At 74.1% G+C, this 15687-nt stretch carries 10 protein-coding genes (1 of these 10 running past the window's edge); 4 read left to right on the top strand and 6 right to left on the bottom strand.

What is annotated here, in order from left to right; genetic code table 11:
- Positions 1 to 24 precede the first annotated feature (24 nt).
- Positions 25 to 969, top strand: coding sequence for an aldo/keto reductase (locus OIE12_RS15545; protein ID WP_329135749.1), 945 nt, complete (start codon positions 25 to 27; stop codon positions 967 to 969).
- Here the strand turns inward: OIE12_RS15545 and OIE12_RS15540 are convergent.
- From OIE12_RS15540 to OIE12_RS15530, 3 genes are all read right to left on the bottom strand, one after another.
- Positions 920 to 2608 (bottom strand): PrsW family intramembrane metalloprotease, encoded by a 1689-nt coding sequence (locus OIE12_RS15540; RefSeq protein WP_329135747.1) that lies wholly within the window; start codon positions 2606 to 2608, stop codon positions 920 to 922. The two genes, OIE12_RS15545 and OIE12_RS15540, sit on opposite strands and share 50 nt — an antisense overlap.
- Before the next feature lie 10 nt (positions 2609 to 2618).
- Entirely contained in the window at positions 2619 to 3428 is an 810-nt protein-coding gene (gene trmB, locus OIE12_RS15535) for a tRNA (guanosine(46)-N7)-methyltransferase TrmB (RefSeq protein ID WP_329135745.1), read from the bottom strand.
- A gap of 254 nt (positions 3429 to 3682) precedes the next feature.
- A complete protein-coding gene (locus OIE12_RS15530) occupies positions 3683 to 5110 on the bottom strand; it encodes an MFS transporter (protein WP_329135743.1) in 1428 nt (475 codons plus the stop codon).
- A 679-nt stretch (positions 5111 to 5789) separates the two neighbouring features.
- Between OIE12_RS15530 and OIE12_RS15525 the strand changes: the two genes are divergently transcribed.
- Positions 5790 to 7901 (top strand): asparagine synthase-related protein, encoded by a 2112-nt coding sequence (locus tag OIE12_RS15525; protein WP_329135740.1) that lies wholly within the window; start codon positions 5790 to 5792, stop codon positions 7899 to 7901.
- Between the two features lie 137 nt (positions 7902 to 8038).
- Here OIE12_RS15525 and OIE12_RS15520 read toward each other — a convergent pair whose 3' ends face one another.
- Together OIE12_RS15520 and OIE12_RS15515 are read right to left on the bottom strand one after the other, a co-directional pair.
- The gene (locus OIE12_RS15520) at positions 8039 to 9613 is read right to left on the bottom strand and encodes a sigma-70 family RNA polymerase sigma factor (protein WP_329135739.1); all 1575 of its coding nucleotides are present in this window, start codon (positions 9611 to 9613) and stop codon (positions 8039 to 8041) included.
- A gap of 131 nt (positions 9614 to 9744) precedes the next feature.
- A complete protein-coding gene (locus tag OIE12_RS15515) occupies positions 9745 to 10617 on the bottom strand; it encodes a TetR/AcrR family transcriptional regulator (RefSeq protein WP_329135737.1) in 873 nt (290 codons plus the stop codon).
- Positions 10618 to 11019: 402 nt separating this feature from the next.
- Here OIE12_RS15515 and OIE12_RS15510 point away from each other — a divergent pair, with 402 nt between their 5' ends.
- The gene (locus tag OIE12_RS15510) at positions 11020 to 12396 is read left to right on the top strand and encodes an NAD(P)/FAD-dependent oxidoreductase (protein WP_329135735.1); all 1377 of its coding nucleotides are present in this window, start codon (positions 11020 to 11022) and stop codon (positions 12394 to 12396) included.
- A gap of 208 nt (positions 12397 to 12604) precedes the next feature.
- A complete protein-coding gene (locus OIE12_RS15505; protein ID WP_329135733.1) occupies positions 12605 to 14485 on the top strand; it encodes an ATP-binding SpoIIE family protein phosphatase in 1881 nt (626 codons plus the stop codon).
- A gap of 24 nt (positions 14486 to 14509) precedes the next feature.
- Here OIE12_RS15505 and OIE12_RS15500 read toward each other — a convergent pair whose 3' ends face one another.
- On the bottom strand, positions 14510 to 15687 hold the 3' portion of the coding sequence (locus OIE12_RS15500) for an MFS transporter (RefSeq protein ID WP_329135731.1). The gene runs 97 nt beyond the window's last position; the window shows 1178 of its 1275 coding nt (coding positions 98–1275); its start codon lies beyond the right edge, outside the window; its stop codon occupies positions 14510 to 14512.

Below are 15687 nucleotides of genomic sequence, written 5' to 3'. Positions count from 1 at the left end.
CGAACCTCTCCTTAACATCGTTAAATGATGTCTCTTCGCCCTCTGGGCTCAACGTCTCTCGAGGTCGCTCCGCTCTGCCTCGGCGGCAACGTCTTCGGCTGGACCGCCGACGAGGCCGGATCCTTCGCCGTGCTGGACGCCTACCTGGCCGCCGGCGGCAACTTCGTCGACAGCGCCGACGCCTACTCGGCGTTCGCCCCCGGCATGAAGGGCGGCGAGTCCGAGACCGTCCTCGGCAAGTGGTTCACGGCGCGCGGCAACCGCTCCGACGTGGTCCTCGCGACCAAGGTCGGCCGGCACCCCGACCATCAGGGGCTGTCCGCCGGCAACATCAGGGCGGCGGCCGACGCCTCGCTGCGGCGGCTCCGAACGGACTACATCGACCTGTACTACACGCACTACGACGATCCCGACGTGCCCATCGAGGAGGTCATCGGCACGCTGGACGGGCTGGTGAAGGCGGGCAAGGTACGGCACATCGCGGCCTCCAACATCTCGGCCGAGCGGTTGCGCGCCTCGCTGGAGTTCTCCGAGCGCGAGGGCCTGGCCCGCTACGTCGCCGTCCAGCCGCACTACAGCCTGGTCTCCCGGGACACCTACGAGGGCGCCCTCCAGGACGTCGCCGAGGAAGCCGGCCTCTCCGCGGTGCCCTACTTCGCGCTCGCGTCGGGATTCCTGACGGGGAAGTACCGGCCGGGGGCGACGGTGGACTCGGTGCGCGCGCGGCGCGTGGCACAGCTCGTGGAACCCGAACGGGGCGCACGGGTGCTGACGGCGCTCGACGAGATCGCCGGCGCGCGCGGGGTGGAGGTCGCCACGATCGCCCTCGCCTGGCTCGCCTCGCGTCCTACCGTCCTCGCCCCGGTCGCCTCCGCCCGGACGGTGGAACAGCTCCCGGCGCTGCTGGCGCTCGCCGAGGTCACGCTGACGCAGGCGGAGACGGCGCGGCTGACGGAGGCGGCGGCGTAGGAGTCGCGTGAGGGGGCGGGGCTTGGGGCGGCTGGTTCTGGGGCGGCTGGTTCTGGGGTGACTGGCCTTGGGGGGCCAGGCCGTACGCCGGTATGCCCTGGGTCGGTATGCCGTACGGAGGGGGCGTGTGGCCGCCGCCGTACGCCGGGGCCGGGCCGGCGGGACCCTGGGCATAGCCATGACCGCCGTGGACCGGGCCGGCGGGACCCTGGGCGTAGCCATGACCGCCGTGGACCGGGCCGGCGGGACCCTGGGCGTAGCCATGACCGCCGTGGGCCGGGCCGCCGTACGCCGGGAAGCCGCCGTACGCGGGACCCTGTCCGTACACCGGGCCGGCGTGCTGCCCGTACGCCGGGCCACCGTACCCGTACACCGGGGGCACGCCCCACAGCACCGAGCCCGCCAGCGTGTGGCCCGCGTGAGCCAGCGCCGGGCGGGCCACCTCCCGGCGGTGCCACAGCTCCTGCAGCAGCTCCCGCTCCCGTACGACGAAGTCGGCGCCCGCGCGGCCCGCGCGCCCCCGGTGGCGCAGGAACGCCAGCGACGTGGCGTACGCCTCGTACTCGGCGACCGTCCGCGCCGCCGGCTTGCCGAGCCGGTCCCTGGCGTGGTCGCGGGCGAGCCGTCGTGCCTTCATCGAGCCCATGACGAACGGTTCCGGCATCGTCAGCCAGCCGGCCACCACGTACGCCGGCAGCTCGGCGCGCACGGTGCGCAGCTCGCGCTGCCGGGTCGATATGACGAGCCAGGTCAGCAGCCCGAACATCGGCACCATGAACGCCCCGTAGACCGCGAAGAAGCCGTAGCCGTCGCCGAACGACGTGGAGCCGTTCCACAGCGAGTGCATGCCCATCGCCAGCAGCAGGCCGCCGAGCGGGGCCAGCGTCCGGCGTACCCGCCGGTGCTCGGCGGTGAGTGCGGTGATGCCGAAGCCGATGCCGGTGAACACGGTGAACAGGGGGTGCGCGAAGGGCGACATCACCACGCGCACGAAGAACGTCGCGGCCGTCACGGAGGCGATGCCGCCGTGGCCGCCGGTGGACTGGTCGGTGCCGAAGGCGGTGCCGAGGTAGAGGATGTTCTCGGTGAAGGCGAAGCCGGTGGCGGTCACCCCGGCCGTGACCACGCCGTCGACGATCCCGGTGAAGTGCCGGCGGCGGAAGAGGAAGATCAGCAGCACCGCCGTGGCCTTCGCGGACTCCTCCACGACGGGCGCTATGACGGTCATGCCGAGCGTGTCGGCGCCCTTGGGGTCGGCCGTCGCGACCGCTATCCAGTGCGTGGCGAAGCTGTTGGCGATGATCGCGACGAGCGCCGCCGCGCACGCCCCCCAGGCGAAGCAGAACGCGAGGTTGCGCCAGGGGCCCGGTTCCACCCGGTCCAGCCAGCGGAACGCGGCGACCAGCAGCGGGACGGGGAACACGGCGAGGCCGAGCCCGACCAGGAACCCCTCGGTGCCGGTCTGCTGGCGGACCAGCGCGAGGATGACCAGCCCGGAGAGCGCGAGGAGCGTGCTCAGCGCCGCGTACCGCACCCAGGTGCGCTGCCACCAGTGCGGGTGCCGGAGCACGCCGCCGGGGGCCGGGAGGGTCCCGGTCGGGGCGGGAGGATACGTCGGATACGGGGGACTGGTGGCCACGGCATTGACCCTAACGAGGGAGGGGCGCCCGGTGCTGCTTGTTATCGCTGCTGGTGACTCGGCGGAAGAGCAGGTCGTGCACGACATGACCCTTCTCAAGGCCCTGCCCCTCGAAACGCGTCCGGGGCCGGAAGGCGGGACGCGGCGCGAAACCGCCGCCGGGGTGGTCGTTGACGAAGCCGGGGTGCGCGGTGAGCACCTCGAGCATCTGTTCGGCGTACGGCTCCCAGTCGGTGGCGCAGTGCACCAGCGCGCCGGGGCGCAGCCGGGTGGCGGCCAGGGAGAGGAACTCGGGCTGGATGAGGCGGCGCTTGTGGTGGCGCTTCTTCGGCCAGGGGTCGGGGAAGTAGACGCGCAGGCCGGCGAGGGAGTCGGGCGGGAGCATCTCGCGCAGCAGGATGATCGCGTCGCCGTTGCCGACGCGGATGTTGGTGAGGCCCTGGGCCTCGGCCAGGTTCAGCAGATTGCCCTGGCCGGGGGTGTGGACGTCGACGGCGAGGATGTTGGTGTCCGGGTCGGCGGCGGCCATGGCGGCGGTGGCCTCGCCCATGCCGAAGCCGATCTCCAGGGTGGTGGGGTGGTCGTTGCCGAAGAGGGCGGCGAGGTCGAGGACCTGCTGCCCGTCGATGTCCAGGCCCCAGGCCGGCCACAGGCGTCGCAGGGCGTCCGCCTGGCCGGTGGTGACGCGGCTGCGGCGGGGCTGGAAGCTGCGGATGCGGCGCTCGAAGTGGGAGCCGGCGGGGTCGGCGGCGGGGCCGTCCGGGAAACGCGGCGTTCTGCCGACGGCGGCGGGGGCGGGGACGTCGATGGATTCAGACACAGTGCGCCCAATTTTACGGCGGGGCGGTGACAGGGGGGTGGCCCTGTGGATTTCCTCGCCCCTGACAGGGGCGCGGGGAACTGCGCGAGAAGTCCCCACCCACCCGCACACCCCACTCGACCCCACCCACCCGAGCTCTCCGGGGCCCAAGGGGCGGAGCCCCTTGTCAAGGACGGGAAGGGTAGGGGCGGCGGGGGCGAAAAACTCAGCGCACACCCCCGCCCGGAGGGCACCGCCTCCCCGCCCCGCAGGGCCTACGCCGGCGCCGCCATCAGCAACGGCCGAGCCCGCTCGCGCAACTCCACCACCCGCGGCTCATCCCCGTACGGCTCCAGCCGATGCAGCAGATCCTTCACATACTCCGTCGTCCGCGCCGAGGAGATCCGCCCCGCGACCTCCACCGCCCGCACCCCCTGCTCACACGCCGCATCCAGGTTCCCGGACTCCAGTTCGGCCACCGCCGACACCACCAGCCGCAACCCGTGCGACCGCACGAACTCCTCCGTCGGCTTCGACAGCGCCTGCTCCGTGAACCGCCGCACCTGCCGCGGCGCCTTCAGGTCCCGGTAGCACTCGGCCGCGTCGGCGGCGAACCGGTCGTAGGAGTAGAACCCGAGCCAGGACGGATCGGGGTCGCCGTCACGCGCCCGCTCCAGCCACCCCTCGGCGGCCTTGAGCGCGGCCCCCGCCGCCTGCGCGTCCCCGGCCCGTGCGTGCGCCCGCGCCTCGACCAGCCGGAAGAAGCTCATCGTGCGCGCCGTCGCCAGCCCCCGGTTGCGCTCCAGCGCGGCCTGCGCGAGGTCGACGCCCTCGTCGCCGAAGCCCCGGTAGGTCGCCTGGAGGGACATCGAGGCGAGCACGTACCCCCCGAGCGGCACGTCCGCGGCGGCGCGGGCGAGCCGCAGCGCCTGGATGTAGTACCGCTGGGCGGCCTCCTGCTGGCCGGTGTCGAACGCCATCCACCCGGCCAGCCGGGTCAGTTCGGCGGAGGCGCCGAACAGCGCCCGGCCGACCTCGTCGGAGTAGGAGCCGAGCAGCAGCGGCGCCGCCTCGACCCGCAGGCATTCGGGCACCATGGACGAACGCCAGTCCCCGCCGCCGTACTTGGAGTCCCAGCGTCTGGCGTCCTCGGCGGCCTCGCGCAGCTTGCGCACATCGCTGTGGCCGACCCTCGCCGGTGCGGAGGAGCCGTCCGACGGGCTCGCGTCACGCGCCACCGAGCTGTCGGCCGGGGTTATGAGCCAGCGCGACGCGGGGGTCGCATAGGCGCTCACGGCGAACGATCCGGCCAGTGACTGCCAGATGCCGCCGGAGCCGGCCCGGCGGCCGGCGAGATCGAGGCGGTAGAGGTCGGTGGCCGACCGCACCGCCTGTCCGACGTCCCTGGGGAAGGCGAGGCCCACTTCGGGTGCGGGATCCGCGTCCGCCAGGCCGATCTCGTGGAGCGGCACCGGGCGGCCGAGCTTCTGGCCGATGGCCGCCGCGATGAGGTGCGGTGCCGCGCCCTGCGGCACCATCCCCTTCGACACCCAGCGGGCCACCGACGTCTTGTCGTAGCGAAGTGTCAGCCCGCGCTGGGCACCAAGATCGTTGACGCGCCGCGCGAGCCCTGCGTTGCTGATTCCCGCGAGGGCGAGAACGGCGCCGAGTTTCTCGTTCGGCCCGCGTTGCTCCCTGGACATGCGCCACCCCTCGACACAGACGGCTGCCGCGCTGGCATAACCACGCGGCATTCGTAAACCCAGCGTAGTTCGCCGGATCCCAAGCGTTAAGGGGCGTTTTTCCGGTTGGCGGGATGTGACCTACGGGGCAGTACGGAGTGTCGCGGCGTGCCCCCGCCGTGTGGCCGTGCGCCCGTGCGTGCGCTCTTCTCCGGCCACGGGGGGAGCGGTTCCATGGGGGATGCGTGGGTCGGCCCGCTGTACTGGATCCAGTGGGCTGGGGGACGCCGCCGCCTTCATCCCCGCGGGCGGCGGACAGGTCCGGGAGGCGTACTCCGTCTCCCGGACCGCGCACCGCGATACGGTGCCCAGAGCCTGTACGGAGCGTGCTCAAATCTGCCGTCGCCCGGATGATTTGGCCGAAAATCGACGGTGCCCTCCGCACGCATTTCCGTTGCCACCACGCCACTTGAGGGCGCGAAAGGCGTTTTCAGGGAGCGTACCGGGGGCGCATTCACATCGCTGTTCGACCCCATCTGTCCTGCCGGAGGCGTGTGTTCGGCCCGGGGCGGGCACACCCAAGGGGGCGCACCAGGGGGAGCACAAGCCGCGGCGGAGCCCCTCCGGGGCGCACTCTTCGTGGCAGCATGGTGCCCAGTTCGTACGGTGCACTGGTTGTCCACAGTCCCTGGAGGCGGCGATGCGGTGGTTGGTGGGCTGGAGCAGTGCCGCCGCGAGCGCCGCCACGAGCGTGGCGGGCATCGGCTCCGCCGGCACCACCGGCTACGACGGCGAGACGGTGCAGCCGGTCGGCTCCCAGCCCCTGTGGGGCGACCCGGATCCGCTGTGGGCGGTCGGTGACTGGCGGCCCGACGAGATCCGCGTCGTCAAGGCCGACGAACAGACCCGCATCGCCGTCCTCGGCACCTGCGGTGCCACCGACGAACAGCTGCGCGTCGCCCTGTTCGCCGCCCGCGGCGGGGCACTGCGGCACCTGACGGCCTGGCCGGGCAGCTACACCGCCGTCGTCCAGGTCGGCCGCCGGATCACCGTCTGCGGCGACCTCGCGGGCGCACGGCCGGTGTTCCACACCCCCTGGGCCGGCGGCACGGCCTACGCGACGGCCGCGCTGCCCCTCGCCGACCTCGTCGAGGCCAACCTCGACTTCGGCCACCTCGCCGCGCTGCTCGCCGCCCCCGACGTGCCCGCGGCCATGCACGACTCCACGCCCTACGACGGCGTGCGGCGCATCCCGCCGGGGCACGCGCTGATCCTGCGCGCGGGGGCGCGCGAGATCGCCGGGTACGAGCCGGTCGCCTCCCTCGCCGTCGCCGCGCCCCCGGCCGACCCCGCGGGCGCCGTGGACGCCGTCCGCGACGCGCTCGTGGACGCCGTCCGCGCCCGCCTCGCCGCCCCCCGGCACGTGCCCGGCACCGACATCGACCCCGGCCCGGTGCCCGGGATGGGCCCCGCCGAGCGGCGGGCCGCGCGCGGCATGCCGGTGCCCGGCATCGGCGCCGACCTCTCCGGCGGCCCGGCCTCCGGCGCCCTCGCCCTGCTCGCAGCCGGACTGCCCGGCGCGCCCGGCACGGTCCTCGGCCACGGCACGGGCGCCGGCGAACGCCTGCTCGCCGTCACCTTCAACGACCTCGCCGTCCCCGGCCGCGAGGCCGAGGTCGAGCGGGCCGGCGCGCTCGCCGCCAACCCCCGGCTGCACCACGTCGTGGTCACCGGCGGCGAGGAGATCCTGCCCTTCGCCGACCTCGACGGCCCCCTCACCGACGAACCCGGCGCCTTCCTCGTCTCCGCCGCCCGGCACCGCGCGCGGCTCGCCGCCGGCAGCGCCGACCACTTCACCGGATACGGCGCCCGGCAGGTTCTCGACGCCCACCCGGCCCGCCTCGCAGACCTCCTGATGGACCGCAAACGGCGCCACCTCGTGCGCCCCGTCGCCGCGCTCGCCAAGGCGGACGGCTCCGTGATGGTCCCCGCACGCGTGTACGCCGCCGCCCGCCGGCTGGCCCGTACGCCCTACCGCAGCGGCGTCGAGGCGCTCTCCGACCAGCTCATGCGGCACCGCTTCGACGAACCCGGCGGCGCCGTGGGCGCCTCGCTCGCCGCGCTCACCTGGGCCAGACCCGGCCCCGCCGCCCGCTGGCTGACCGGCGAGGCGCTGGCAGAAGTATCGGTTCGCCTGCAGAGCGCGGCGGGCCGAACGGGGGCCATGGGCGTCGGCCCCGGGCAGCGCCCCGGCGACTTCCGCGCCCGCACGTCCCTCGCCCGGTACGCCGCCGACCTGCGCGTCCTCGAACAGGCCGCCGAGATCCGGTTCCAGCGCCTGCACGCCCCCTTCCTGGACAACCAGGTCGTGCGCGCCTGCCGGGCGCTGCCCGAGGCGCTCCGGGTGCAGCCGGGGGCGCGCGCCTCGATCCTGCGTACGGTCCTGGAGGGCGCCGGCGTCACCGACCTGCCGGCCGGCTGGGGCGCCCCCTCGGGCGCCTCCTCGGCCGCCGCCGCCCGGACGGGGCTACGGGTGGCGACGACGTCCCTGGTCGACCTCTTCGCCACGCCCCTGCTGGCGGAGGCGGGCCTGGTGGAGGCACGGGTGGTCCGCAAGGCCCTCCGCTCGGCGGCCCAGGGCGACCCCCTCCCCCTGGACGGCTTCGCCGACCTCGTCTCCCTCGAACTCTGGCTCCAACGCCTCCTCACCCGCCGAGGCACCTGCTGGACAGGCACCCCCGCCCGCCAACGCGCGGTCCCCGCCGGCATCCCCCCAAGAGACCGAGCACTGGGTACGGCAACCCGCACGTGACCGCGGGGGCCCCGCCAGGGGCGCGGGGCTGTATTGATCTGCGGCTCCGCCGCGCGGGCGCGACCAGCCACGACACACCCGCACCCGTCCCACAACCCCACTCCCCCCGAGCTATTGCGCGCCCCCACCCGAACCGCTCACTCCCCCACGGGGTCGAAGGGGCGAAGCCCCTGGAGGACGGGCAGGGCAGGGGCGGCGGGGGCGAATAAACCTCCCCGAACTCCCACCTCCACACCGAGCACCCCACCCACGTCGACCCGCACCAGAACCCCACCATTCGAGGGCGAAGCCGAAGGCACCACCGCGCTGGGTGAGACGTCAGGCGCCCCACTGGGCGAGACAACGGGCGCCACCGCAGAAGGCGACCGCCGCACAACAGGCACGCGACTCTCGACCGGCTTGGCGGACACCGACACCGTGGCATCCGGAGTCGCAGAAACCCCAGGAACCGCAGAAACCGCAGGAACCGCAGAACTTTCGGAGGGCTCCGGCCTCGCTCCCGCCCCCGAAGACCCCACCGGCCCCGGCCTCACCGACTCGACTCCTCGCGACGCGGACGGCGGTGGCGCCCCTGCCACCTCCTCCTTCTCCCCATGACCCCCCGTCAATGCCAGGGCGACAGCCGCCACCGCCGCGGCCACCACCCCCACCGCGATGCCAGCCTTCATCGGCGTCCCCACCCCCTCGGAAACCCCGGCTCCACCCCCTATGGATCCGGCGTCGGGGCCGGCGCCGACAGCCGCGCCGGCCCCGGCCCCCACCGCACCCCCACCCGCGACCAGCCCCGCCACCTTCCCGTACCCGGCCACCCCGAACCACCCGACGACCGCCACCGGCACGACCGCCGGAATCCCACCCGCCACTTCCCCCAGCTGCGACGCCGCCACCCGGCACCGCGCACACCGCTCGAGATGCCCCCGCACCCCCCGCTCCGCACGCGTACGCAACCGTCCCCGCACATACGCCCCGAGCTGCTCGGCATACCGGGCACATCCCTCGTCCCCGGCCAGCGCCTCGCTCACATGCGCCTGGAGATACGCCTGCCGCAGCCCCTCCCGGGCCCGGCTCGCCAGCACCCGCGTGCCGTTCGCGTCGAGCCCGAACAGCACGGCCACCTCACTCGGCGACTCGTCCTCGACCTCCGTGTGCCACAGCACGGCCTGCCACCGCTCCGGCAGCGAGCGGAACGCCCGTACCGCCAGCGACTGTTCGGCCGCGTGCATCGCCCGCACGTCCGCGCCGAGCTCCGTCCCCGCACCGAAGGACCCCGACTCGGGACCGGCCCCGCCCGCGTCCTCCACCGCCCTCCGCCCCCGTGCGGCGGAGGCCTGCGCCGCGAACACGGCGAAGTCGTCGACGAGCTGCTCCCGCCTGGCCGAGGCCGTCCAGCGCGCGGCGACCCGGCGGACGGTCGTCAGCAGGTACGGCCGTACGGCGTGCGCGGGACCGGAGCCGCCGCGCACCGCCTGGAGCATGCGGGCGAAGACCTCGGCGGTGAGATCGTCCGCGGTGTCCGCGTCCCGGCAGCACGTACGCGCGTACCGGCGCACGGCCCCGGAATGGCGCCGGAACAACTCCTCGTACGCCGTGTCGTCCCCGTCGCGCATCCGCCCGATCAGCTCGGCGTCGGACGGCGGCACCGGCACCGGCCCGGAGGACGACGCCGACGGCGGCGACGGGGGAACGCTCTCCCCACCACGGTCAACGCTCATCGCGGAAAGCCCCTGCCTGCACACGCCCACCCGAACACCCGGTCAGCCTGCCACGGCTCCGGGGTGGTGGACCGCCGAGCCGGCGGCCCACCACCCGTCCGAGCGGATACGTCGAACAGGGGTTCAGCGGCTCATCCGTGCGGACGTGACCGCAGACCCTCCAGGAGGATGTCCAGCAGCCGTGCCGAGGCCGCCGCCTGCTGCGCCGCGTCCGGCAGCGAGGGGGCGGCCGTGGCTATCACCAGCAGGACGTCGGAGACCGTCACGTCGGGCCGCAGCTCGCCGGCGGCCCGCGCGCGGTCCACCAGCTGCCCCACCACGTCCAGCAGTTCGGCCGCGCCGGCGTCGTCCAGCGCCGCCTCCGGGGCCTGCCGCTGCTCCACCAGCCGCAGCTCGGGGCCCGGCTGCCCAGTCCGCTGCTGCGGCAGCAGCGCCTGCTCCGACGCCCCGCCCGCCACCGGCCCGGGGGCCGCGGCCGGAATCGGCCCCGGCCCGCCGGCCGGAACCGCGCCCTCGCCCGTCTCCGTGCCCGCGCCCTCGGCCGGGCCCTGACCGCCCTGTTCCTCCTCGGCGACCCCGACGCGCAGCACCTGCGGCGGCAGCAACCGGCCCGCACCGGACGCCACCGACGTGCGCAGGAAGCGCTGGAGCGCCGACCACGGCTCGTCCTCCTGCCCGAGCGCCGTCCGTGCCTGGTCGGTCAGCCGGGAGGTCTCCTCCTCGGCTATCCGCCGCACCAGGACGTCCTTGCTCGGGAAGCGCCGGTACACCGTGCCGACGCCGACCCGCGCCCGCCGCGCCACGTCCTCCATCGGCGCCCCGTACCCCAGTTCGCCGAAGACCTCGCGGGCCGCACGCAGAACGTGCTCCAGATTGCGCTGTGCGTCCACCCGCAGCGGTGCCGTCCGCGGCCCCTCGCCGCGTCCGTCGCTCACCGCCGCGCCCACCGGTCCGCCGGATGCGACGGCGGACACGGGCGACCAATGAGAGTCCTGAATATGCATAAGCGTTCCCCCGGTATTGGCGTCTCCCCCCGGAGACTCTCCCCGTTCATCGCAGCGTTCGCTGCAGCCGGAGCGCGCGGAACGAGCGTCGTACCCGGCCGGCCCGCCCCGTCGCGCGCCCTGCCCGGCACATCCCCCTACACCCCGTCGGGACACGAACATAGTTGAGCGGGAGTCAATTCAGAAGGGGCAGGTTCCGCACGGAGCGCCCCCCGATCGGCGCACGGGGGCGTTGTGTCCTGATTGCATGCTCTTCCCGCCCTCCGTTCACGCCACTGAGCTGCGCACTTACGCCCGTTCCGAGCCGCCGACGGGGATTCGGCCAACCCCGGACGGGGCACACGTCCAGTCACACAAACGGTCGGCCCTGTGGACAAACTCCGGCGTCGGGTGCGTCATGGGATGGTGAAGGTACCGGTGCGCATTCTCATCGTCGGCGGCGGCTACGTCGGGCTGTACACCGCGCTGCGTCTGCAGCGGAAGCTCAAGGCCGAACTCGGGCGGGGCGAGGTCGAGATCGTGGTGGTCTCCCCCGACCCGTACATGACCTATCAGCCGTTCCTGCCGGAGGCCGCGGCCGGCTCCATCTCCCCGCGCCATGTCGTCGTCCCGCTGCGCAGGGTCCTGCCGGAATGCCGGATCGTCGTCGGCGAGGTGCGGACGATCAACCACTCCAAGCGCACCGCCACGCTCACCACCCTCGCCACCGAGGAGACCGGCGGCACCGAACAGCTGTCCTACGACGAACTCGTGCTCGCCCCGGGATCGGTCTCGCGCACCCTGCCGGTCCCCGGCCTCGCCGAGCACGGCATCGGCTTCAAGAACGTCGAGGAGGCCATCGGCCTGCGCAACCACGTCATCGAACAGCTCGACATCGCCTCCTCCACCCGCGACCCCGCGATCCGCGACGCCGCCCTGACCTTCGTCTTCGTCGGCGGCGGCTACGCGGGCGTGGAGGCCCTCGCCGAACTCGAGGACATGGCCCGCTACGCCTCGCGCTACTACCACAACGTCCGGCGCGAGGACATGAAATGGATCCTCGTCGAGGCGACCGGCCGCATCCTCCCCGAGGTCGGCGAGGAGATGGGCCGCTACACCGTCACCGAACTGCGCCGCCGCAACATCGACGTACGCCTCGACACCCGTCTGGAGTCCTGCGTCGACCGGATCGCCGTCCTCAGCGACGGAGCCCGCTTCCCCACCCGAACGGTCGTGTGGACCGCCGGTGTGAAACCGCACCCGGTGCTCGCCGCCACCGACCTCCCGCTCAACGAACGCGGGCGGCTGAAATGCACCCCTTACCTGACCGTCGACGGCGTCGACCACGCCTGGGGCGCGGGCGACGCCGCCGCCGTGCCCGACGTGACCGCCGACGAGCCCGGCAGGGAGACCGCGCCCAACGCCCAGCACGCGGTCCGCCAGGCGAAGACGCTCGGCGACAACATCGCCCGCTCGGTGCGCGGAGAGCCGCTCCAGCAGTACTCCCACGCCTACGTCGGCTCGGTCGCCTCCCTGGGGCTGCACAAGGGAGTCGCGCATGTGTACGGGCGCAAGCTGAAGGGCTGGCCGGCGTGGTTCATGCACCGCACCTACCACCTCAGCCGGGTGCCCACCTTCAACCGCAAGGCGCGCGTCCTCGCCGAGTGGACCCTCGCCGGCCTCTTCAAGCGCGAGATCGTCTCGCTCGGCTCGCTCGAACACCCCCGTGCGGAATTCGAACTCGCGGCCGGTGGGAAGCCCCCGCAGGATCCCTCGGACAACTCGAAGGGGTCGTCCTGACCGGATTCAGGAACTCCGACGCGGGGGCAGGCGTCTGACGGATGTCGCTCCGGTCGGCCAGACTGGACCGCGACGCCGGACGAGCCGACCGCTCGCCTCCGGCCCCAGGCCTTCCATCGCGCCGTGCGGCACCGAGGGACACCCCCTTCGCCCTCCGGCCGGACCCGGAGCCGGCCGACCGACAACAACACCACGAGGCAAGAATTCGGTGAACTTCACGCGCTGGAGCGCCCGGCTCCCCGGAACGCAGCGCCGCGCCGCCGCGCGGACCGAGCACCCGCTCGCTACGGACCGGAGGGGGAAAGGCTCGGTGCCCGCGGCCCGCGCCGAGCGGTCCACCGACGACCGGCATCCCGGACCCGCCGTCGAGAACCTGCCGGCCCGCGAGGTCCTCGACCAGGTCCCGGCCCTCGTCGCCCTGGTCCACGGCCCCGACCACCGCATCGCCTACGTCAACGGCGCCTACACCGCGGCCTTCGGTCCCCGCGCGCCCGGCGCCCCGGCCCGCGAGGCCCTGCCCGAACTGGCCGAACTGGGCCTGCTCCCCCTCCTCGACCAGGTGCTGCGCAGCGCCCGGCCGCGCACGGTCAAGTCCCGCAAGGCCCCCGACGGCCGCTCCTACACCTTCACCTGCACCCCCGTCACCCTGCCCGCCACGGGCGCGGCGCCCACGGCCCCGGCCGACGCGGCCCGCAGCGCCTCGGCCCAGGCCGGCACGACGGCCGACGCCGCCACGGTCGGCGCGGCCGGCGCGGCCCCCGCCGAGACGGCCCCCGGGAGCGCTGCCACCGACGCCGCGGCCCGCGGCGCCGCACCGCGCGACGATTCGTCACGCGAGGGCGCACGTGGGGGCAGTGGCGGAGCGCGCCCCGGCGCGCCCCTCGGCGGTGTGCTGGTCTTCGCCACCGACGTCACCGACCACGCCGAAGCCGCCGAACGACTCCGCGCCAGCGAACGAGAACAGCGCCGCACCGCCGTCACCCTTCAGCGCTCCCTGCTGCCCCAGGAACTCGAACAGCCGGACGACCTCCGCATCGCCGCCACCTACCAGCCCGGCGGCACCGAGGCCGCCGTCGGCGGTGACTGGTACGACGTCATCACCCTCGGCGGCGGCCGCACCGCCCTGGTCATCGGCGACGTCATGGGCCGCGGCGTCCGCGCGGCGGCCGTCATGGGCCAGCTCCGCACCGCCGTCCGCGCCTACGCCCGCCTCGACCTGCCCCCGCACGAGGTGCTCCAGCTCCTCGACGGCCTCGCCGCGGAGATCGACGCCAACCAGATCGCCACCTGCGTCTACGCCATCCACGACCCCAACGAGGGCCGGCTGGTGTACGCCTCGGCCGGCCACCTGCCCATCCTCGTGCGGGACGAGTTCGGCACGGTGCTGCGCACCGACGAGCCCACCGGCCCACCGCTGGGCACCGGCGGCTGGATCCACAGCTCCGGCTCGGTTCCCCTCGGCCCCGGCTCCACCGCCGTCCTCTACACCGACGGCCTCGTCGAACGGCGCGACAAGGACCTCGACGAAGGCATCGCCGCCCTCGAGCGCGCCCTGGCCGGAGCCACCGGCAGCCCCCAGGTCGTCTGCGACCGCCTGGTCCGCTCCGCCGGCGTCACCGCCGACCACGACGACGACGTCGCCGTCCTCGTCCTCCAGCATCCCAGCCGCACCGGCCACGACGGCGAACTCTTCCGCAACGCCGCCCTCGACCTGCTCGGCGGCGTCGAAGCCGCACCCCGCGCACGCGCCTTCGCCTCCGGTGTCCTGACCAGCTGGCGCTTCCCCACCGACCTGCACGACGCGGGCGTGCTCGCCACCAGCGAACTGGTCGCCAACTCCCTCAAGCACGGCACACCCCCGATGCGGCTTCGGCTGCGCCGCACCGACCGCCGCCTGATCATCGAGGTCACCGACGGCGACGACCACCTCCCGCGCCGCCGTCGGGCCGAACCGATCGACGAGGCCGGCCGGGGCATCGCCATCGTGGCGACCATCGCCTCCAACTGGGGCTCCCGGCGCACCCCCGGCGGCGGCAAGGCGGTGTGGTGCGAGTTCGCCCTGCCGAAGGGCGCGACGACGGCCCACTGACCGGCCCCGGACCGCCGGTCCCGGTCAGGCCTGCGCCACCGCCGGCTCGGCGGACGCCCCGCCCTGCGCCACCACCCGGCTGCGCGCAGCCGAGGGCTGGTTCTGCCCGGGGGTGAGCTGCCGCCCCAGCCGTATCGCGAGGAAGGTGATGCCCAGCGAGAACACCAGGAACGTCCCTATGTACGGCGCGAACAGCGACGCCCCCATGGGACCGCCCACCGCCGGACCGACGGCCATGGCGAGCTGCTTCACCAGGGCGAAGACCGAGTTGTACTGCCCGGCCATGCCCTCGGGCGCCAGATCGGCCACCAGCGGCGCCACGGTCGGCGACAGCATCGCCTCGCCCAGCCCGAACAGCGCGTAGGTCGACACGAACGCCGCCGTCGCCATCGCGTGCCCGGCGTGGCCCAGACCGGCGTACCCCGCCAGGACCCAGGCGAAGGCCCATATGAGTCCCACGACGGCGATGACCCGCGAGCGCCTGCGCCGCTCGACAATCCGCAGCACGGCGAACTGCGCGACCACGATCACCGCGGTGTTCGCGGCCAGCGCCGTCCCCAGCGTGGACGGCGAGACGCCCGCCGCCTCCACGCCGTACGCGCTCAGCCCGGAGTCGAACTGCCCGTAGCAGGCGAAGAACAGCACGAACCCGAGCACGCACAGCTGCACCATGGCCCGGTTGCCCATGATCTGCTTCCAACCGCTCGCCGCCCGGCCGGCCACGGCCTCCGCAACACGCGGTGCCCGCGGCACACGGACGGTGGCCATGACGACCACGAGCAGCAGGAACATCGCCGCCTCGATCGCGAACAGCAACGTGAAGGACGCCGGACGGGAGGTGTCCACGAGGTGACCACCTATGAGCCCGCCGACACCGAGCCCCAGGTTCTGCAGGAAGAACTGCATGGCGAAGGCGCGCGACCGCGTCTCGGTCGGCGAGCAGTCGACGATCATCGTCGCCAGCGCCGGCTGCATCACGGCCTGGCCCGCACCGAGCAGGGCCGACGAGAGCAGCACGCTCACCGCGCCACCCGCGAGACCCAGACTGAGCGAGCCGACCGCGGCGGCCCCCAGGGCGGCGAGCAGCACCGGCAGCGGACCGCGCCGGACGATGGCCCGCCCGGCGAACGGCAGCACCACGAGTGCCGCCACGGCGAAGACGGCGAGCACGGCACCCGCCGTCATGGCTCCCAGACCCCGCA

The organism is Streptomyces sp. NBC_00670, from assembly GCF_036226765.1.
Taxonomy (GTDB): domain Bacteria; phylum Actinomycetota; class Actinomycetes; order Streptomycetales; family Streptomycetaceae; genus Streptomyces.
The sequence above is the reverse complement of the archived record's forward strand: the minus strand, read 5'-3'. Positions and strand labels throughout refer to the sequence as shown.